Annotated in this window: 19 protein-coding genes; 1 reads left to right on the forward strand and 18 read right to left on the reverse strand. The window is 62.8% G+C overall.

Translation table 11 applies throughout. From position 1 onward, the window contains the following. Nucleotide 1: 1 nt before the first annotated feature. The 12 genes from pssA to IE188_RS13395 all read right to left on the reverse strand — a co-directional run bounded on the left by pssA (nucleotide 2) and on the right by IE188_RS13395 (nucleotide 11,887). Nucleotides 2-763, reverse strand: a complete 762-nt coding sequence (gene pssA / locus IE188_RS13340; protein ID WP_229836828.1) for a CDP-diacylglycerol--serine O-phosphatidyltransferase — start codon at nucleotides 761-763, stop codon at nucleotides 2-4. After that, nucleotides 760-1,455 carry a phosphatidylserine decarboxylase gene (locus IE188_RS13345; RefSeq protein WP_191287011.1) on the reverse strand — a complete coding sequence of 232 codons (696 nt, stop codon included), beginning with the start codon at nucleotides 1,453-1,455 and terminating at the stop codon, nucleotides 760-762. Before IE188_RS13345 ends, pssA begins: the two co-directional genes overlap by 4 nt. An 85-nt stretch (nucleotides 1,456-1,540) precedes the next feature. Continuing rightward, nucleotides 1,541-2,434 (reverse strand): glycosyl transferase family protein, encoded by an 894-nt coding sequence (locus tag IE188_RS13350; protein WP_191287012.1) that lies wholly within the window; start codon nucleotides 2,432-2,434, stop codon nucleotides 1,541-1,543. Nucleotides 2,435-2,566: 132 nt separating this feature from the next. Beyond that, complete coding sequence (locus IE188_RS13355; protein WP_191287013.1) at nucleotides 2,567-3,652, reverse strand: ABC transporter ATP-binding protein; 1,086 nt, start codon at nucleotides 3,650-3,652, stop codon at nucleotides 2,567-2,569. A 3-nt stretch (nucleotides 3,653-3,655) separates the two neighbouring features. Beyond that, nucleotides 3,656-4,441 (reverse strand): ABC transporter permease, encoded by a 786-nt coding sequence (locus tag IE188_RS13360; protein ID WP_191287068.1) that lies wholly within the window; start codon nucleotides 4,439-4,441, stop codon nucleotides 3,656-3,658. 14 nt (nucleotides 4,442-4,455) lie between these two features. Beyond that, a complete protein-coding gene (locus IE188_RS13365; protein WP_191287015.1) occupies nucleotides 4,456-5,436 on the reverse strand; it encodes an ABC transporter permease in 981 nt (326 codons plus the stop codon). Between the two features lie 79 nt (nucleotides 5,437-5,515). After that, a complete protein-coding gene (locus IE188_RS13370; RefSeq protein WP_191287016.1) occupies nucleotides 5,516-6,625 on the reverse strand; it encodes an ABC transporter substrate-binding protein in 1,110 nt (369 codons plus the stop codon). A 57-nt stretch (nucleotides 6,626-6,682) separates the two neighbouring features. After that, nucleotides 6,683-7,780 (reverse strand): NAD/NADP-dependent octopine/nopaline dehydrogenase family protein, encoded by a 1,098-nt coding sequence (locus IE188_RS13375; protein WP_191287069.1) that lies wholly within the window; start codon nucleotides 7,778-7,780, stop codon nucleotides 6,683-6,685. Between the two features lie 39 nt (nucleotides 7,781-7,819). Beyond that, nucleotides 7,820-8,410 carry a peroxidase-related enzyme gene (locus tag IE188_RS13380; RefSeq protein ID WP_191287018.1) on the reverse strand — a complete coding sequence of 197 codons (591 nt, stop codon included), beginning with the start codon at nucleotides 8,408-8,410 and terminating at the stop codon, nucleotides 7,820-7,822. After that, a complete protein-coding gene (locus IE188_RS13385; protein ID WP_191287019.1) occupies nucleotides 8,407-8,886 on the reverse strand; it encodes a hypothetical protein in 480 nt (159 codons plus the stop codon). The genes IE188_RS13380 and IE188_RS13385 overlap by 4 nt, the downstream gene beginning before the upstream one ends. Continuing rightward, nucleotides 8,886-10,352, reverse strand: a complete 1,467-nt coding sequence (locus IE188_RS13390) for an NAD(P)-binding domain-containing protein (RefSeq protein ID WP_191287020.1) — start codon at nucleotides 10,350-10,352, stop codon at nucleotides 8,886-8,888. The genes IE188_RS13385 and IE188_RS13390 overlap by 1 nt, the downstream gene beginning before the upstream one ends. Nucleotides 10,353-10,426: 74 nt before the next feature. Next, complete coding sequence (locus IE188_RS13395; protein WP_191287021.1) at nucleotides 10,427-11,887, reverse strand: aminotransferase class V-fold PLP-dependent enzyme; 1,461 nt, start codon at nucleotides 11,885-11,887, stop codon at nucleotides 10,427-10,429. Between the two features lie 102 nt (nucleotides 11,888-11,989). Between IE188_RS13395 and IE188_RS13400 the strand changes: the two genes are divergently transcribed. Then, nucleotides 11,990-12,454, forward strand: coding sequence for an Lrp/AsnC family transcriptional regulator (locus IE188_RS13400; RefSeq protein ID WP_191287022.1), 465 nt, complete (start codon nucleotides 11,990-11,992; stop codon nucleotides 12,452-12,454). A 130-nt stretch (nucleotides 12,455-12,584) separates the two neighbouring features. Here IE188_RS13400 and tdh read toward each other — a convergent pair whose 3' ends face one another. The 6 genes from tdh to IE188_RS13430 all read right to left on the reverse strand — a co-directional run bounded on the left by tdh (nucleotide 12,585) and on the right by IE188_RS13430 (nucleotide 18,547). Continuing rightward, nucleotides 12,585-13,613 (reverse strand): L-threonine 3-dehydrogenase, encoded by a 1,029-nt coding sequence (tdh, locus tag IE188_RS13405; RefSeq protein WP_191287070.1) that lies wholly within the window; start codon nucleotides 13,611-13,613, stop codon nucleotides 12,585-12,587. 14 nt (nucleotides 13,614-13,627) lie between these two features. Beyond that, nucleotides 13,628-14,815 carry a glycine C-acetyltransferase gene (locus IE188_RS13410; protein ID WP_191287023.1) on the reverse strand — a complete coding sequence of 396 codons (1,188 nt, stop codon included), beginning with the start codon at nucleotides 14,813-14,815 and terminating at the stop codon, nucleotides 13,628-13,630. A 99-nt stretch (nucleotides 14,816-14,914) separates the two neighbouring features. Next, nucleotides 14,915-15,529 carry an SMC-Scp complex subunit ScpB gene (gene scpB / locus IE188_RS13415; protein ID WP_191287024.1) on the reverse strand — a complete coding sequence of 205 codons (615 nt, stop codon included), beginning with the start codon at nucleotides 15,527-15,529 and terminating at the stop codon, nucleotides 14,915-14,917. A 2-nt stretch (nucleotides 15,530-15,531) separates the two neighbouring features. After that, nucleotides 15,532-16,422, reverse strand: a complete 891-nt coding sequence (locus IE188_RS13420) for a DUF1403 family protein (protein ID WP_191287025.1) — start codon at nucleotides 16,420-16,422, stop codon at nucleotides 15,532-15,534. Between the two features lie 80 nt (nucleotides 16,423-16,502). After that, entirely contained in the window at nucleotides 16,503-18,053 is a 1,551-nt protein-coding gene (locus IE188_RS13425; protein WP_191287026.1) for a TRAP transporter large permease, read from the reverse strand. Continuing rightward, nucleotides 18,053-18,547 (reverse strand): TRAP transporter small permease subunit, encoded by a 495-nt coding sequence (locus IE188_RS13430; RefSeq protein ID WP_191287027.1) that lies wholly within the window; start codon nucleotides 18,545-18,547, stop codon nucleotides 18,053-18,055. Before IE188_RS13430 ends, IE188_RS13425 begins: the two co-directional genes overlap by 1 nt. Nucleotides 18,548-18,598: the final 51 nt, after the last annotated feature.

Below are 18,598 nucleotides of genomic sequence, written 5' to 3' on the forward strand. Positions count from 1 at the left end.
CTCAGCCTTTCCCTGAATGCGACGCCCGATAGGCAATGCCGCACCAGATGATCATCACGATGTAGCTCAGCCCTAACATGACAAACGTAACCCAGGCAAAACTCAAGGCCGCCACGGCAACCACGGCAAACCCGACCAGAAAGAACTTCACATTCTGTCGCGATATGCGGGTGGCCTTGAACGACCAGATCGGCAGGCGGCTGATCATCGCCAGCCCGACCAGCACCATATAGGCGCAAATGGCAAAATCCGGCGGCATCGGGATGCTGTTAAAGGCAAAGGACACGGACATCGGCATCAGCACGAGCAAGGCCCCGGCCGGTGACGGAACGCCCGAGAAGAACGCATTTGGCGCGCCCTGGTCCGCCTCGGGTGCAGCATTCGCGCTGACATTGAACCGGGCCAGCCGAAGGACACAACACACCGCATAGACCAGCACGGCCAGCCAGCCGATGCCGCGCGTGTCCTGCAAGGCCCAGTAATAGATGATCAGGGGCGGCGCGACCCCGAAATTCAGAAAATCAGCCAGCGAATCCAGTTCCGCGCCCATCTTGCTGTCACTGTTCAGAAGCCGGGCAATCCGCCCGTCCAGCCCATCCAGCACACAGGCCACCAGGATCAGTTGCACCGCGAACCGGTAATCGCCATGTACCCCGGCGCGAATGGCTGACAGGCCCGCACAGATCGCCGCAATCGTCAGCATGTTGGGGATCAGCTGGGCCAGCGACAGCTCGGGTGGCGACTTGTCGGCAGGCTCGGTCACGATGCGGGCACCCGTTCGCTGCCGGTGACCATCTCGGGCAATTCGGCGATGACCGTTTCACCGGCGACCATGGTCTGTCCAATGCTGACCAGCGGATCAACCCCATCCGGCAGATAGACATCCAGCCGTGAACCGAAGCGGATCAGACCGAACCGTTCGCCCGTCTGCATCCGGGCGCCGGGCTTGACGAAACAGACAATCCGACGCGCCACCAGCCCGGCGATCTGCACCACGGCCAGATCGCGTCCATCCTCCATGCGAATGCACAGGCTGTTGCGTTCATTGTCGACGCTCGCCTTGTCCAGCGAGGCGTTCAGGAATTTGCCGGGTCGATAGGCGACCGCCGTCACCTCGCCCGCGATGGGGGTGCGGTTCACATGGCAGTTGAAGACGCTCATGAACACGCTGACGCGGGTCAGGGGCGCGTCAGCCATGCCCAGTTCCTCGGGCGGGACAGCAGGTTCGATCAGCGACACGATCCCGTCAGCGGGGCTGACGATCAGGCCGGGCCGCGTGGGCGTCACGCGTTCGGGGTCGCGAAAGAAATAATAGCACCAGATGGTCAACCCGACCCCGATCCAGCCCAGGAAGGGCCACACCAGAAACAGAAGCACAGTCACGACGGCAAAGATCGCGACAAAGCGGATGCCTTCCGGGTGCATCGGTTTGATGAAGGTGCCAAGCATCGTCATGTCGGGTGTCCTTGTGGAAAACTGTGCACCTCTCATAAGGCGGTTGGGACCAAGTGCAAGAACATTCCTGCCCCGCAAGGGCGCGCTACGCCTCCGATCCAGGTGCCCCGGCGGCCAGAGTCTCAAGCGCCAGCGACGTGGTGCCCGCGATCACGTCCTGGGCGAAGCCGGACGGGACCGGCACCAGCGGCCCGGCGTGATCCTGCAACCTCGATGTGTCTTCGGACAGGGCCGGCAGGCGATCCTGCCAGGGCTGCCCGCGCCGCAGGCCGAAAGCGTCGACCTGCTTGCCGGGGTGGCGTTCGAACTCGCCCCCGCCGCCCTTGATCACGCTCAGCGCCTGCCAACCCAGAAGATGCGCCGCATCCGCCTGCAACAGACGATACGAGGGGTGGAACACCCCCTGCACGCTGGCCTTTGCACGCCCCGGATTGAGCATCCGGCACACCGTGTTCACACAGGACCGCAGGCCCAGAACCTCGCGCAGTTGCAACAGGGCGAACAGGCTTGGATGCGCGTTTTCCAGCATCAAATAGGCGATCCGGTGCGTGTCCAGTGCCGCCCCCGCCTCGGTGATCGAGCCGCACAGGGGAATGCCAAGCGCACGAGCCCCGTCGCGCACGCTGTCATCCTTGCCGTTCCAGCCGTGCAACAGAACCCGCGCGCCACTGTCGGCCACCTGCCGGGCGGCATGCAGAAACCATGGGGCGCCACGGGTGCGCCCGGCGGCATAGCTGGGCCAGTCCAGATCGGCGATGACAGGGGCGGACAGATGCGCCTGCGCGGCTTCGGCAAAGCCCGCGATCTCGTCCGCGGTTTCGCCCTTCATCCGCATCAGCATCAGGATCGCACCCACCGCTTCCGGGTCCGCCGACCCCGACAGCATGATCTCCATCGCCGCCCGTGCCTCTGCCCGTGTCAGCGACCGCGACCGCCCCGGCCCGCGCCCCAGCAAGGCCACATAGGTATCAAGTTTCATTCAGCGGCCCCACAGGGAATGTGACAACATCCGCGCCCCATGCCCACCAGCGCGCACGGTCGCGGGTCTTGTCTTGGCACAGCCACCCAGCGGTTTCAATCCAGGGCAGGGGGACCCCGGCGCGACGGACGTTCAGTCGTTCAGAACCGCCATATTGTCCGCCTCCCACCCGATCCAGACCGGATCGTTGCCAACGGACTGGCCGGTTTCCGCATCCACATAGGCGCGAAGCAATGCATCGCCCCCGTCGCCCACCGCGATCTGCATCGCCATGCGCGAGCCCAGGAAGGTCTTGCCCACCACGCGCCCCTGCACCGCATTGCCGGTCTGTGGGCGTTCGGCATGGAAGCCCAGCTTCTCCAACCGGACCGAGGCGGTGATCGGCTGGCCCTCTCCCGGCAGTTTGTCGGGCGCCTTGCCCATCAGGATCGCCCCCTGCCAATCCATCACCACCTTGTCGCCCTCGGTGCCACGCATCTGGCCGGACAACAGGTTGGTTTCGCCAATGAACTCGGCCACGAAGCGGCTGGCGGGGCGGAAATACAGCTCTTCCGGCGTGCCATCCTGTTCCACCCGGCCCTTGTTCATCACGACGATCCGGTCGGACATGGTCAGTGCCTCTTCCTGATCATGGGTCACGAAGAAAAACGTCTTATGGGTGCGCCGCTGGATCGATTTCAGTTCCTGCTGAACCTGACCGCGCAGCTTTGCGTCCAGCGCGCCCAGCGGTTCGTCCAGCAGCAAAAGCGCCGGGTCGGGCGCCAGTGCCCGGGCCAGTGCCACGCGCTGCCGCTGACCGCCCGACAGTTGCACCGGATACCGGTCGCCAAAGGCGTCAAGCTCAAGAAACGACAGGATTTCGTCCAGACGGCGCTTGATCGCGGCCTTGCCCATGCCCTTCAGCTCCAGCCCGAAGGCCACATTCTGCGCCACGGTCATATGCGGAAACAGCGCATAATCCTGAAACACCATGTTCACATGGCGCTTTTCAGGCGGCTGGTTGGTCACGTCTTCACCATCAAGGATCACGCGGCCCGTGGTCGGGCGCTCAAACCCGCCAAGAATACGCAGAGTCGTCGACTTTCCACAGCCCGACGGGCCAAGGAAGGTCACGAACTCGCCCTGTGCGATATCAAGCGTCAGGTCGTCCAGCGCGACGGTGGGGCCGAAATGCTTCGACAGCCCTTCGATGCGGACGAGTGGTGTCTGATCAGTCATGGGTCAGCTTTCCTTGTTCATGCGGCGGGTGAAACGCTCGGCCCAGATGCCGATGGCGGCGGTCAGGATCAGCGCAACAGTTGCGATGGCATTGATCTCGGGGCTCATGCCCGAACGAAGTTTTGCAAAGATCAGCACCGGCAATGTTGGCTCGTATCCACCCAGGAAGAACGAGCGGACGAAATCGTCGAAAGACAATAGCAGGCAGAAGATCGACGCGCCCAGAATGGCGGGCACCAGATAAGGCAAGGTGATCCGGATGAACGACACCAGCGGATCGGCGCCAAGATCTCGGGCGGCTTCGATCTGGCTTTTCGGCAGGGTCGACAGACGCGCCATCACCACCAGCACCACGAAAGGCACGTTGTGCACCGCATGCGCCCAGACAATCGCGCCCATGCCGGGTTCGATCCCCAGATAGCGGGCATAGATCCGGAACGCGATGGCCGAGATGATGCCCGGCACCAGGGCCGGCAACACCGTCATTCCGAACATGACCGAGCGGCCAAGAAACTTCCGCCCTTCCAGCAGCACCGCGATCCAAGTGCCGACGATGACCGAGATCAAGGTCGACAGCACCGCGATGGCGATGGAATAGCCGAAGGTCGACAAGACCTCGGTGTTGTCAAAGACGCCCTTGTACCAGTCCAGGGTCCAGGATCGGATCGGGAAGCCGATGAATTTCGAATCCTTGAACCCCATCAGGATCATCAGGATCAGAGGCACGAAAACATAAAGGACGAACGCCCAATAAATGCAGCTCAGGAATATCCGGTTGCCGCGGAACAGTTCGGGGCGATCATTCATTTGCTCTCTCCCTTGCGCAGCGCGTTCATCAGTTTCTGGAAGGTGGCCGTGATGACCAGCGCCGCCATGAACATGATCGTGGCAAAGGCCGCCCCCGTGGGCCATTCATCCCCCGCCACATGGAAGAAGCCCGCAATGGTTTCGGCAAACACCGTGGTGGACGGTCCGCCCAACAGAACCGGCGTGGCGTAAAACCCGGTCGAGATCAGGAAAACCAGCGTGCAGCCTGACGAGATGCCTTCGATGGTCAAAGGCAGCGACACGCGCCAGAACCGTGTCCAGGCACCTGCGCCCAGATCGGCGGCGGCTTCGTTCATGCTTTGCGGCAGCTTTTCCAGCGCGGAATACAAGGGCAACAGCATATAAAGCGCGGTCAGATAGACGATGCCGACGCCCATCGAGAAACTCGTGTACATGAAGGGTATCGGCCGGTCGATCAGTCCCACCCATTTCAACACAAGGTTCACCGCGCCCGTGTTGCCCAGCAGGATCATGATCGCATAGGTGCGCACGATTTCACCCACCCAGAACGGGATCAAAAGCAGCAGCAGAAACAGCATCTGGTTCTTGCGGCTGACATGGCGGGCCAGGAAGTAGGCGACCGGATAGGTGATGATCAGGGTGCAGAAGGTGAACACTGCGGCGAACGCCAGCGTTCGGAAAAACGGCATCCAGAAAATGCTGTCGCCAAAGAAGCGGGCATAGTTGTCCAGCGTGAAGTGCTGCTCGACCCCCGGCGCGACCGGATAGGCGTCCAACAGCGATACCCGCAACATCTGCAGCATCGGCCCCAGATGCTGGGTCAGCACCCACAGAACCGGAAAGGCCGCAAGGATCAGGAACTGACGACGCGGCGACGCCGTCGCCAGCCGCATCAGCGTGTGATACGGCCCCCAGGCGGCCAGACGTCCCCAGAAGGTCCGGTCCGTTGCCACGGTCGCAACAGCCTTGCTGGACGGATGAGAATGGTCGGTCATGCAGCTTTCTTTCGCGTGGGTCTGCCCCCCTGCCCCACGCGCGGCGGGACAGGGCATTGGCGTTCAGGGAAAAGACGGATCAGGCGGCCTTGATCGCCTCGACCGCCGGGTCGACAAGCCCGTATTTCATCTCGTTCGCTTCGGCGCGGAAGAATTGCAGGTTCGCCAGCTGCTCTTCCGGGAACGAGGTCGACTTCTTCTCAAGGTCGCTCAGATATTGCGAGGCATCCTTGTAGGTCGAGATGAAGCCCGACGCCTTGGTCATTGCCGCCCCGATCTCGGGCGAGGCAAGGATCGCGTCAAGGAACGTATAGGCGTTATCTGCATTGGGCGCGTTGTTGGCGATGTTGTAGGTATAGACGAAGCCATAGGACCCTTCGCGCGGGATCGACATGGCCAGCGGGAAGCCGTCATTGATCAAGGCCGCCGCCGGGCCGTTCCACGAATGACCCAGCACGATGTCCTGGTTGACCATCATCTGCTGGAACTCGGCGCCGCCTTCGTAATACTTGCGCACCAGCGGCTTCTTCTCGATCAGGAATTGCTTGGCTTCCTCGACGATCTGGGCAGCCTTATCGGGGTCGTCCATATATTCGACCATATTGCCGTCATACCCCATCTTCAGCATGATGATCGACATCATGTCCTGAATGATATAGGCGGTCTGACCGCTGTATTTGTCGCTGAACAGGGTGTCCCAGGTCTGGGCCTCTTCTTCGCTGACCACCTCGGTGTTATAGGACAGAACCTCCATCCCCGACAGGATCGGCGCGCCCCACTTGTTGCCATTGATCGTTGACCAATCGCTTTCCGAAAAGGTCGGGTTGATGTTGCCCCAGTTGGTCAGCCGGTCGGTGTCCAGCGGTGCCAGCAGATCGCTGTCGATGAATTGCAGGAACCGGTGGCCCGCGACGGTCATGATGTCGACGGTCGGGATTGGCTGTTCCGCGGCCAGCAGGTTGAACTGCTTGCCCTGGTCATCGACCAGACGGATGTTGACCTTGATGCCGGTTTCGGCCTCGAACTGCTCTTTGAAGGCAGCGGGCACGAAATCGTTATAGGTCCATATGTTCACCTCTCCCCCCGACTGGGCTGCAGCGCGACGCAGATAGAAGGGGGATGCCAGCGCCGCGCCGGTGGCGGCGGCTGTGCCCAGAAAACGGCGGCGATTGTAAATCAGTTTCGACATGTCAGGTCTCCTTGTTGGGTTGGTGGTCTTTTTCTTGGTTGTTATCTTTTTGGTCATTCAGACTTTGGCGGGTTGATGAAGCACTCCGGTCTTTGCAGCCCGTTTCAGATCATCAAGGCTGAAGCGGTGAAGGTCCAGCGCCCTCAGAATTTCATTCTCGGCCTCGAAATCCCGGCCATACATGGCGGAAAAAATCCGGATGCCCGCCTCGTGCAGCTTTGCGGGCTGGCCAGTCAGCCGCCCAAGTGCTGCGGTCAGGACCAGCCCGTAAGGCACATCCTCGGTCACATAGCGGCTGTCTGCCGTGGCCGGACCGACACCGCCATTGCCCTGTTCATGCATCTTCTGGTTCATCTCGGAGATCGAGGCGACGGGCACGTGGAACGACAGGTGGAAATGCTCAAAGATCGTCTTGACCTCCAGACCCAAAGCCTTTGCGATGGCCAGCCGCTCAAGGTCCAGTTCTTCCAGCAAGCGCCCCACTTTGGGGGTGACGTTCTGGCCCTGGCTCCAGGTCTCGCCGCGTTCCATCCGGGTGATGTTGCCCAAGGCGATCCCCATATGGTTTTGCGGGTTCAGGTTCGACAGCGAAATGGCCAAAAGCCCGTCACGCGGCTGAAACCGGTCGCCGAACAGGGTCTGGCACAGGCTCAACCCCTCGGCAGAGCGATCATCCGGCACGGTGCACAGATCAACCCGGCTGCGCACCGTGTTCACCTTCACCTCGGTGCCTGATTGCCGCCGCCCGGTGCAAATCGTGGTGCCCCACGCGGTGATCGGCACGGTTACGCCGCGCGCTGCCAAAAGCTGCATCAGATACACCGCGCCAAGCGACGCATGGGACGAGATGATCACCTGATGGCGCGGCTCAATATGCGGGGCGAGCGCATCAAACACCGCTTTGTGACCATAACCGGGCAGCGCAATGATCAACACCTCATTGTCGCGCGCCAACTGTGCTGCATCCGTGGCAATCCGCGGGGCAAGCGTGGCGTCAACCGCGCCGTGCGCGTGCAATTCCGCCCCCTTGGCAAGCGCAGCCGTCCCATCGCCCGACGGGGACCACAGCATGGGATCATGTCCCGCCTCGTGCAGAACCGCCGCCGTGCCGAACGCGATCGACCCCGCGCCGGCCAGCCCGACCTTTATGCCCATCTGTTCACCCATCGCATTGCTTCCAAACCTGCTTGCATCCTATGCCACATCCTCGGACACCCGCACCGGGTCGCCCAGCACATGCATCAACCGATTGGCCCAGCCAAACAACGCCGCCGACAGGATCAGATCCAGCACCTCGGCCGCGTCCAGCCCGGCCGCTTTCAGCGCCGCCATATGCTCCGGCCCCGCCTGCGACGGCGCTTCGGACAGCGCCACGGCGAAATCGAAAATCGCCCGGTCGCGCGCGTCCAGCTCCGCCTTGGCCCCGTCACGAAACAGCCTGTCCGTCACCTCGGTCGATTTCTCAAGCTGTGCATGGCGCGCGGCGTGAACGGCGGCGCAATAGATGCAATGATTGACCATTGACGCCCCAAGCGCGCCCAGTTCCCGCTCGGCCCGTCTCATGCCCCCTTTGTCATACATGATCGCATTGAACAGGGGCGAGCGCACTTTCAGGCTTTCCACGTCATGCGCCAGTGTCAGAACGTAGTCCGACACCTTGGTGTTCGACGGCGTGACCTTCAGCGCGTCCAGCTGCTCCTCGGTCGCCTCCTGCAGGTTCACCGGGGTCACGCGGGGCTGCCAATGCGGCACGTTGCGGGTGAATTTGGTGATCACCCTGGTCATGCAAATGCCCCTTTCATCAGACGCAACCCGGCAATCACCCGGATCTGATAGGCCAGAAACGCGTTCAGTTCGGCCAACCGCACGATGTCGGCATCCGCCACACCGGCCGCTTGCAGGCCCGAAATATCCGCCGCCGCAACATTACGTGTGTCCGCCGCCACCTTGTCCATGAACGCCACGACCTCGGTCAAACCCTGCGCAGCCCCGTCATTGGCGGGGTCCGCCAGATCGGCAAACGCCCCTGCCCCTTCGGCATACTGCAGGGCCAGATCGGCTTCGGCGTTCAACCGCGCAATTCGCGCCGCCAGCGCCGCCCGCAACTCATGCGACCACGGGCCTTGGTCCTTGGGGCGCAGCACGGCGTCCTCTGCCGCCTGCGTCATCTCAAATATGCTTGCCCGCCCGGCGGTCGCCTCGGACAGCGCCCCATCCGCCGCAATCCCTACCTGTTTCAACGCGGTGCTGTCCAGCGCCATCAGGCCACCTCGCCTTTTGCGTCTTCGCAGATCAGCTCGGACGGCTCCCATTCGCTGCCATCCAGTTCGGGCTTGTCATAATCCAGCATGTCCTGCCAGTGGGTGCCCACATCCTCGACATACAGCTTCGCCGCAATCTCACGCGCCATCCAGTTCGCCCCCTCCGAGATCCCCGGAATGTCGCCCGACACCTTGCCCAGGCTGGCCGACGCGCCATAGTTGAAGCAATAGACGTTGGCCAGCCACGGCGCGGTGCCCGGCACCTTCTCGCGGAAGGTGAAATCGTCGTTCAGATACGGGAACCGCCCCAGATCGCGCGACGGCTCGTCCGCAGGTGGCGTGTAAACATCCTGCCACAACAGGATATTCGAGGCCGCGTCCCCGAACTCGGTCCGCGACAGGGGGTCAATGGTGAACCCGGTGCCCAGGATCACGAAATCCGCCTCGTAGCGCGTGCCGTCGGCAAACCCCACCTGAACCGCCCCGTTCTGTTCAACCGTCGTTTGCACCGCCTTGCCAAAGTGGAAATAGGCATTGGGATGGCGACTGACCCGGTTGGTCGAGCCATGCGGCGGCGGTGTCTGCGTGGCAAAGGAATACTGCATGAACCGCCAGCGCCATTCATCGGGCAGACGGGCATAGCCCGCAGTGAACCCGAACGAGCCGATTCCCATCATCTTGTTGATCGTCGGCATTTCCTTGCGGCGGATCAGGTGGCGCACTTCGGCCGCGCCATGTTCCAGCGCCTCGGCGGCGTTGTCCACGGCGGATGCGCCCACACCGACCACGGCGACCCGCTTGCCTTTCAGCGTGGCAAAGTCGATCTCGTCGGCACTATGCGCCCAGTATTTGCGGTCCAGACCCTGCACGAAACCGGGAATGTTGGGCTGCCCGGTGCCATCGCGGCCCGTCGCAAAGACCAGCTTGCGGCACAGGATTGATTTCTCGCCCGCCCCCGACAGATGCAGGCGCAGCAGGTCGCCCTCTGGCTCGACCAAATCGACGGACACGCCGTTTTCGGTCGGGATGTCAAAGACCCGGCGATACCATTTCAGATAGTCCATCCACATCGGACGCGGGATCTTGTCCAGCGCGTCCCATTCCTTGGTGCCGAACTGTGCGCGATACCACGCCTGAAAACTCAGCGCCCCATGCCCAAAGGCCGGACCCGTCAGTTCCTTGGGCGAGCGCAGCGTCTCCATCCGTGCATAGGTCAGCCACGGCCCTTCCAGCCCCTCGGGGCTGCGATCCAGCACCCGCATGTTGTGAATGCCGCCGGTCTTCAACGCCAGCCACGCCACCATGCCGCACATGCCACCACCGATGATCACCACATCGCTGACACCGTCACGGGCAGGGACCCAATCCTTGCCCGGCCAGCACAGAAATTTCAGATCCTCGCGTAAGCGCGCCTCCAATACTGGCAGCCCTTGGCCGTCGATCGGGGAAGCGGAATCTGTGGTCATGTCATCTGTCCTTTATGGTCATCTTCAGTCACCTTCGGTCCTGTCCGCACAGATGCGGATCAGCCGGTGATGTGTCACGAGGCAAGCGTATCCTTGGGCAAGGCCTGGGCTTTGAAACGGGCGGTACTCGTATCGACGCAATAGCGTCCTGCATGATCTTGAGCGATCCGCGCCAGATCGTCCACCGCCTGAATGACGAAATCTGCCTTTTCGTCCGTCATCAGGGCAGAAAGATTCAGGCGCACCCAGCCGGGCTTGGCGGTTTCCTCGCCCCGCTCCAGCGCCGCCATGGTGGCATCGGAATCAGCCTTGCCCAACCCCAGCAAGCGGTGCCCATACGGCCCCGCACAGGCACAGCCGCCGCGCGCCTGCACCCCGGTCAGATCGCTGAGCAGCCGGGTGAAAAACTGGTGATGTATCTGCGCGCCCTGCCCGTCCGGCACCCGAAAGGAAAAGATCGGCAATGCGTCGGCGTCGGGTTTGCCCAGCACCTGAATGCGGTCATTCGCGGCCCAGACCTTCAACGCCCGCGCCCTCAGCGCGGCTTGCCGCTTGTCCAACCAATCCTGCCCCAACGCCTCTTTCACCAGCATGGCCAAGGCTGCGCGAATATCGCCGGTCACGTTCGGCGTGCCGCCTTCTTCGCGTGCGGCAAGGCTGTCGGAATAGACATGCCCCCAGGGCGACACAAAACTGACCGTGCCCCCGCCGGGGAGAGTCGGCGTGGCACGGCGGGCGATCGCGTCACGGATCACGGCGACGCCGCTGGACCCCGGACCGCCGGGAAACTTGTGGACCGAGAACACGATGGCATCTTTCTGGGCATCGCTGCCCTGTTTCATGTCCATCGCGCAATAGGGACCGGCGCAGCCATAATCCCAGATGGCCAGAGCATCGTGCGACCGCAGCATCCGCGTCACCGCGTCCACATCGGTCAGAATGCCGGTCACGTTGGACGCCGCCGAGAACGTGCCAACAATCCGCGCCGCCCCCTTGGCCGCCCACAAAGCGCGGGCCAGATCGTTCATGTCGACGCCGCCACCCTGTGCCTCGGCAACTTCGATCACCTCGGCCCCGGTTTCACGCCACGGCAAGATGTTGGAATGATGCTCGTACGGACCAGTCAGAACCACCACGCGCTGACCCTCTGCCACCAACGCGGCCAAATCCAGCAGGCCAACGATCCGGTTGATCCCGGCGGTTGACCCGGCCCCGGTGAACACCACGCTCATCCCCTGCCCCGCGCCGGTCAGGCGGGCGATCTCGGCCCGCGCCGCTTCGCGCAGTTTGGTCATGTATTCGCCGCAAAACGATGCCTGCGTGTGGGTGTTGGCATAATAGGGCAACACACGGTCACGAATGAAATCCTCGACCTGCGCCAAAGCCCGCCCGGATGCCACATAGTCGGCATAGACCAGCGGCTTCGGCCCGAACGGCCCGTCAATCTGCGCATCCTCGCCAATCAGCCCTTTGCGGATCCGGTCGTGAACGTCGGCACCCGTCAGCGCGGCTTTGAAATCATCGAGAGCGGTCATGTTATCTCCACGGTTTACACCAACCATCATGACGCAATATTCGCAAAAATCTTCACAGTTTTTCGCCGTTGTAATTAGATTTTTGGGTCATATAATCGGTATATGCCTGATAAATTCGATCATTTTGATTATCGCATCCTTGAAGAGCTGCAACGCGACGCCGCACAATCGCAACGTGCGCTGGCGGAAAAGGTTGGCTTGTCGCAGAACGCCTGCTGGCGGCGTCTGAAAACGCTCGAGGCGAAGGGCGCGATCCGCAACCGCACCGTGGTGATCGACCGCGAAAAACTGGGCGGCGGTTTCGTCGTGTTTTCGCTGATCAAGACGCGGCACCATTCCGCCGAATGGCTGCGGCAGTTCCGCAACCACGTCTCGGCGATCCCCGAGGTGATCGACTTCTTCCGCATCGGTGGCGAATACGATTACCTGTTGAAAATCGTCGTCGGCAACATGGCCGATTATGATGATGTCTATAAGCGCCTGATCGGCAATATCGAGCTTGAGACCGTTACATCCTATTTCGCGATGGAGGCGATCGAGGAACAGCGGCCCATTCCGCTTAGGTAAGGCTCAACCGATCTTCTCGCAATATTGAACAACGCAAGGGTGGACCCTGACCGCGGGTGGGGGTGAAGCCCCCGCCCATGGGGGCGGTCGGGGGCTGCCCGGCATGGCCGGGCGGGGAACATCACAGACCCTATCGCCAGTTCAGAACCACCTTGCCCGACTGGCCGGATTTCATCGCGGCAAAGCCCTCTTTGAAGTCATCCACATGCATGCGATGGGTGATCACCCGGCTGACATCCAGCCCGTTTTGCAGCATCGCGATCATCTTGTACCAGGTCTCGAACATCTCGCGGCCGTAGACGCCTTTGATGGTGATTGCCTTGAACACGATGCGCGACCAGTCGACCGGGGACTTGCCGGGCGGAATGCCCAACAGCGCGATCTTGCCGCCCATGATCAGGCTTTCCACCATCTGATCCAGCGCCTGCTGATTGCCTGACATTTCCAGCCCCACATCGAAGCCCTGCTTCATGCCCAGCTCGTGGATCACGTCCCGCAGATCCTCCTTGGTCACATCCACCGTGCGGATGTTGGGGCAGACATGCTGCGCCAGCGTCAAACGATCCGGGTTGATGTCGGTGATCACCACATGCCGCGCACCGGCATGTCGCGCGACCGCCGCGGCCATGATGCCAATCGGCCCGGCCCCGGTGATCAACACATCCTCGCCCAGCAAATCAAAACTCAGCGCCGTGTGCACCGCATTGCCCAACGGATCGAGGATCGCGCCGATCTCGTCCGGTATATCATCGGGCAGCGGCACCACGTTGAACGCAGGCAGCCGCAGATATTCCGCAAACGCCCCCTGCACATTCACGCCGATGCCCCGCGTGCCGGGGTCCAGATGGAACTTGCCCGACCGGCTTTGGCGGCTTTCCGTGCCGACCACGTGCCCCTCGCCCGAACACCGTTGCCCGATTTCAAGCCCGGTGACATTGCGGCCAAGCTCGACGATCTCGCCCGCAAACTCGTGCCCGGTGATCATCGGCACCGGAACGGTGGCCTCGGCCCACTCATCCCAGTTCCAGATATGGATGTCGGTGCCGCAAATGCCGGTGGCGTTGATGCGGATCAACACCTCATCGGGGCCAATCTCGGGCACCGGCGCCTGCACCATCCACAGCCCTTCTTCGGGCTTGGACTTCTCCAGCGCCTTCATCGTGTTGGGCAAGCTCATTTGATCACTCCCAGTTCGCGACCCACTTTGCCGAACGCAGCCAACGCGCGGTCAAGCTGTTCGGTGGTCAGGGCAGCGCTCATCTGGGTGCGGATCCGCGCCTTGCCATGCGGCACCACCGGGAAAAAGAAGCCGGAGACATAGACGCCTTCGTCAAACAACCCGGCCGCCATTTTCTGCGCCAGCGGGGCCTCTCCCAGCATCACGGGGATGATCGGATGCTCACCCTCTAACAGGTCAAAGCCAAGCTTGCTCAGCCCCGCGCGCCAATAGCGCGCATTCTCAAACAGCCTGGCGCGCAGGTCGGTGCCCTCTTCCACCAGCCGGATCGCCTCCAACCCCGCTGCGACAATCGATGGCGGCAAGGCGTTAGAAAACAGGTAAGGCCGCGCCCGCTGGCGAAGCAGGTCAATCACCGGCTGTGGCCCGGCGATATAGCCGCCAAGTGCCCCGCCCAAAGCCTTGCCCAACGTGCCGGTCAGAATGTCCACATCGACCCCGAAATGATCCGGTGTCCCCGCCCCGCGCGGCCCCATGAAGCCGGTGGCATGGCAATCATCCACCATCACCACAGCATCATATTCCCGCGCCAACCGCGTGATTTCCGGCAGGTTGGCAAGATACCCATCCATCGAAAAGACGCCATCAGTGGCGATCATCACATGCCGCGCCCCGCCCGCGCGCGCCTCTTTCAGCTTCGCCTCAAGATCACCCATGTCGTTGTTCGCGTATCGGAAACGCCGCGCCTTGCACAGCCGTATCCCGTCGATGATCGAGGCATGATTCAGCGCGTCCGAGACAATCGCATCCTCTGGCCCCAGCAGCGGTTCAAACAACCCGCCATTCGCATCGAAACACGCCGCAAACAGGATCGAATCGTCCTTGCCCAGAAACGCCGCCAGCTTCTGTTCCAGCTCGCGGTGCAAATCCTGCGTGCCACAGATGAACCGGACCGAGGCCATGCCGAACCCCTTGTCCTTCATCACGTCACAGGCGGCGCGGATCAGGTCGGGATGGTCCGCCAGCCCCAGATAGTTGTTGGCGCAGAGGTTGATCACCTCGCGATCCCCCACCGAAATCTCGGCCCCTTGCGGCGAGGTGATCAGGCGTTCACGCTTCATCAACCCGTCGGCCTCGATCCCCGCCAGCGTGTCGTTCAGATCTGCAATGAAACGGTCGGACATTGGATGCTCCTGTCATGTGCCTGTCGGACAGGCGGTGTCGAGACTTCCGAAGGTAAGCCCGACGCGACCGGCCTGCCAGCGGAAAATTCCGGCCACTGGTCAGGTCAGGCGCAGCCCCTCACCGCCGATCCCCGCATCCGCCAATTGCTCGCGATCCGGCAGGTCGCGCAGGCTTTCCAGCCCGAAGGCCACCAGAAACTGATCCGTGGTGACGAAAGTATAGGGGGCACCGCGTCGGGGCGCGCGCGGGCCGGTGGCAATCAGGGTGCGGTCATGCAGACGCCCGATCAGGTCGCGGCTGATCTCTTTGCCGAAGATGTCCTTCAACCCGTCGCGGGTGACAGGTTGATGATAGGCGATGGCGGCCAGAACCGCGATGTCGAACGGGTTCAGGTCCAGAAGCTGATCGCCGACATCTGCTGCCGCCCGGATTGCCGGCGCATAGGCGGCGCGGGTGCGCAGCATCCAGCCATCGCCAAGTCTTGCGACCTCGAACGCCCGCCCGGCCAGATCGGCGGACAGATCCTCCACCAGCAGGTCGACCGACACGCCCTCGCCCACGATCCGGGCCAGATCCTCGCGCGCGACGGGGGTGCGGCTGGCGAACAACACCGCCTCGACCCGGCGGATCCATTCCCGCCACCGCAGGTCAGGCGGCAGGTCGGACAGTTCGCGGTCCAGGTCGGGTGTGGGGGGATGCTCGGCCTTGCCCATGGCTAAACCCCGTAAATCCGGAAGGTATCGCGCCCCGTCAGCTCGCGCACCCCGCCCAGATCGACCAGCCGGTCGCAAAGCCGCCGCGCCGCGCGGTCCGACATGAGCGGTTTCAGCGCCGCAGGGGCCAACGCGTCGCGGGTCAGGAACATTTCGACTGCAGCGCCCGCCCCCTTGGCGCGCAACTTCGGGGCAATCTCTGCCAGCCGGTCGGCGGCGCGGGTCAGGTCCGCCATCAACGGCAAGGTGGTAATGGTCGCCCGGATCAGGGCGGCGTGGCAGGCTTCGGTCAGCTCTTCCCCCCGTAGGCGCAGGGCGCGCGGTTTGATCCCTGTCGCCAGCAAAGGCACAGGATGGGTCCACCCCATGCCACGCGCCAACGCCGCATCGGCCAGGATCAGCGCCGTCGCCTCCTGCCCCGGATGATCGGCAAGCACCGCGTCCAGCACCGCCGCCGCCCGCCGCACAGGCCCCCCCTGCGCCGCCGCCAGCCAGACCGGCAAATGCGACGCAAGCGCCTCCGGCACGGCCCGGCGCAGCGCGGGAACCGAAACAGGCCGCGCCACGGCCCGTTGCCATTGCTGAAAGATCAGCCCCGCCGGCCCCGGATGATCGCCCGGACGCAGCAGAACCACCGCATCGCGCAGCTCGGCCCGTCGCTCCGGTCGTCCGGTCAGGACCACGCAGGCTTCGGCAGCGGTCAGGGCAAGGCGCGCGCGCACAAGCTGAAGCGGCACATCGTCCTGTGACATCGCAACATGAAGATGCGCCAACGCCGCACCGGAAGAAAACACCAGGTCTTCATCCGTCGCGTGACGCCCCGCCACCGCCCAGGACGGCAGCGCCGAAAAGGTGTCGACCGAAAGATCACGTGGGGGCCTTGCGTGTGTCATGCGCGGATACTACGCATGGGCGGCGGTTTTATCCAGCGGCTTCCATTGAAACCGCCGCCGGGCCGCAAAGTCAGTCGGCCTCAGAACAGCCGGTCCGGCAACCAGGTCGCCAGCACCGGCAACAGCCAGATCAAGGCGATCCCCACAATCTGAAGGCCGATGAACGGCAACACACCGGCATAGATCTGCCCGGTCGTCACCTCTTTCGGGGCCGCCCCGCGCAGATAGAACAGCGAAAACCCGAAGGGCGGCGTCAGGAACGAGGTCTGCAGGTTCACCGCAATCAACACGCCCAGCCAGATCGGGTCATGGCCCAACAGGATCAGCGTCGGCGTCACCAGAGGCAGCACGATCACCGAGATTTCGACGAAATCCAGAAAGAACCCCAGAATGAAGATCACGACCATGCAAAAGACCAGCGCGCCATTGGCCCCGCCCGGCATTTCCGACAGGATGCCCGCGACGCGCTCTTCCCCGCCCAAGCCGATGAACACAAGGCTGAAGAATCCAGCCGCGATGATCGTCGCAAAGATCATCGAGGTCATGGTCATGGTGGATTTCACCGCCTCCTGCACGACCCTTTTTTTCAGCGCGGCGCGCAAGGCCAGAAGCACCGACACCCCGCCCACGACCGCCAAAGCGGCATAAAAAATACCAAGCACATACGCGCCCGAGGTCAGATCGCTGCGCTGAAACCGCACCGGAAACGCGCCTGCCAGGATACCCAGTGCAATCAGGGCCACCGTGCCCAGCAGGATCATGCGCGGCGCGATGCCAATACGATAGCCGGTCATCAACAGCGCCCCGACGGCGCCCACCGATGCGGCTTCGGTCGGGGTGGCAATGCCGCCCAGAATGGCCCCCAGCACGGCCACGATCAGAAGGACGGGCGGTATCACCGCGCCTACAACCTCGCGCCAGTCAGGCTTGGCCAGATCCAGGGGGGCGGGCGGCATATCCTGCGGGCGCAACCAGCCGCGCGCCACGATATAGATCAGATACAGGCACACCAACACCAGACCGGGGATCACGGCGGCGGCGAAGAACTGGCCGACCGACAGCGCCTCGACCGAGAACTTGCCTTGCTCATATTGCGCCTGCTGGAACGAGGTGGACATCACGTCGGCCAGAATGATCAGCAGGGTCGAGGGCGGAATGATCTGCCCAAGCGTCCCTGCTGTGCAGACGATGCCCGACGCCACCCGCGCGTCATATCCGGCGCGCAGCATGGTGGGCAGGGCGATCATGCCCATCGCCACCACGGTTGCCCCGACAATCCCCGTCGAGGCCGCCAGAAGCGTGCCAACCAGCACAACGGAAATCCCCAAACCCCCGCGCAACTGCCCGAACAGGCGCCCCATCGTGTCCAGAAGCCCCTCGGCAATGCGGCTTTTCTCAAGCAGCGCGCCCATCAGCACGAACAGCGGAATGGCGATCAGCACCGGGTTGGTCAGAACGCCATACACCCGCTGGCCCAACGCGCCCAGCAAGCCGATATCCATCTGCCCCAGCATCCAGCCCAGATAGGCAAAGATCACGGCAACCCCCGCGATGCTGAACGACACCGGGAACCCCAGAAGGATCGCACCCATCAGGGCGGCAAACATGATCAGGTCGAGATATTCGATCATCAGGTCTCTTTCCCGGCCAGAAGGCGGATCAACAGGGCAAGCGATTGCAGCATCACGAGGACGCAAAAGGCGGGTATCAGCGATTTCAACAGAAACACCGCCTCGATCCCGCCGACGGAAATCGGGCCTTCAAGGATTGCCCATGAATTGCGCACCGATGGCCAGGACCAGTAGATCAGCGCGATCATCGACGGCATCAACAAGAACAGGTGGCCGAAAATGTCGATCCGGCGGCGCACCTCCGGGGTCGCCTTGGCATAGAACACATCGACCCGCACATGCTTGTCGACCAGCAGCGTATAGCCCGCCGCCAGCATGAACAGGGATGCGTGCATGTAAAGCACACTCTCCTGAACGGCGATCGAGTTCACCCCGAACGCATAGCGCCCGACGACGATGCCGAACTGCACCAGCATCATCGCCAGCGCCAGCCAGCGCACCACATGGGCCACGCCGATGTTCACCTTGTCCAAGGCGTTCGCCAGTTGCTCCATCGTCGGCCCCCGTCGCAAAACTCACGAAGGGCGCAGCCATCGCCGCGCCCT

It is taken from the genome of Aliiroseovarius zhejiangensis (genome assembly GCF_014656375.1).
GTDB classification, from domain to species: Bacteria; Pseudomonadota; Alphaproteobacteria; order Rhodobacterales; family Rhodobacteraceae; genus Aliiroseovarius; species Aliiroseovarius zhejiangensis.

Excerpts from the sequence above, each read along its gene's own strand:
- IE188_RS13345 (WP_191287011.1), bottom strand. The coding sequence starts at position 1,455 with ATGACGATGCTTGGCACCTTCATCAAACCGATGCACCCGGAAGGCATC.
- IE188_RS13350 (WP_191287012.1), bottom strand. The coding sequence starts at position 2,434 with ATGAAACTTGATACCTATGTGGCCTTGCTGGGGCGCGGGCCGGGGCGG.
- IE188_RS13355 (WP_191287013.1), bottom strand. The coding sequence starts at position 3,652 with ATGACTGATCAGACACCACTCGTCCGCATCGAAGGGCTGTCGAAGCAT.
- IE188_RS13365 (WP_191287015.1), bottom strand. The coding sequence starts at position 5,436 with ATGACCGACCATTCTCATCCGTCCAGCAAGGCTGTTGCGACCGTGGCA.
- IE188_RS13370 (WP_191287016.1), bottom strand. The coding sequence starts at position 6,625 with ATGTCGAAACTGATTTACAATCGCCGCCGTTTTCTGGGCACAGCCGCC.
- IE188_RS13375 (WP_191287069.1), bottom strand. The coding sequence starts at position 7,780 with ATGGGCATAAAGGTCGGGCTGGCCGGCGCGGGGTCGATCGCGTTCGGC.
- IE188_RS13380 (WP_191287018.1), bottom strand. The coding sequence starts at position 8,410 with ATGACCAGGGTGATCACCAAATTCACCCGCAACGTGCCGCATTGGCAG.
- IE188_RS13385 (WP_191287019.1), bottom strand. The coding sequence starts at position 8,886 with ATGGCGCTGGACAGCACCGCGTTGAAACAGGTAGGGATTGCGGCGGAT.
- IE188_RS13390 (WP_191287020.1), bottom strand. The coding sequence starts at position 10,352 with ATGACCACAGATTCCGCTTCCCCGATCGACGGCCAAGGGCTGCCAGTA.
- IE188_RS13395 (WP_191287021.1), bottom strand. The coding sequence starts at position 11,887 with ATGACCGCTCTCGATGATTTCAAAGCCGCGCTGACGGGTGCCGACGTT.
- IE188_RS13400 (WP_191287022.1), top strand. The coding sequence starts at position 11,990 with ATGCCTGATAAATTCGATCATTTTGATTATCGCATCCTTGAAGAGCTG.
- tdh (WP_191287070.1), bottom strand. The coding sequence starts at position 13,613 with ATGAAGGCGCTGGAGAAGTCCAAGCCCGAAGAAGGGCTGTGGATGGTG.
- IE188_RS13410 (WP_191287023.1), bottom strand. The coding sequence starts at position 14,815 with ATGTCCGACCGTTTCATTGCAGATCTGAACGACACGCTGGCGGGGATC.
- scpB (WP_191287024.1), bottom strand. The coding sequence starts at position 15,529 with ATGGGCAAGGCCGAGCATCCCCCCACACCCGACCTGGACCGCGAACTG.
- IE188_RS13420 (WP_191287025.1), bottom strand. The coding sequence starts at position 16,422 with ATGACACACGCAAGGCCCCCACGTGATCTTTCGGTCGACACCTTTTCG.
- IE188_RS13425 (WP_191287026.1), bottom strand. The coding sequence starts at position 18,053 with ATGATCGAATATCTCGACCTGATCATGTTTGCCGCCCTGATGGGTGCG.
- IE188_RS13430 (WP_191287027.1), bottom strand. The coding sequence starts at position 18,547 with ATGGAGCAACTGGCGAACGCCTTGGACAAGGTGAACATCGGCGTGGCC.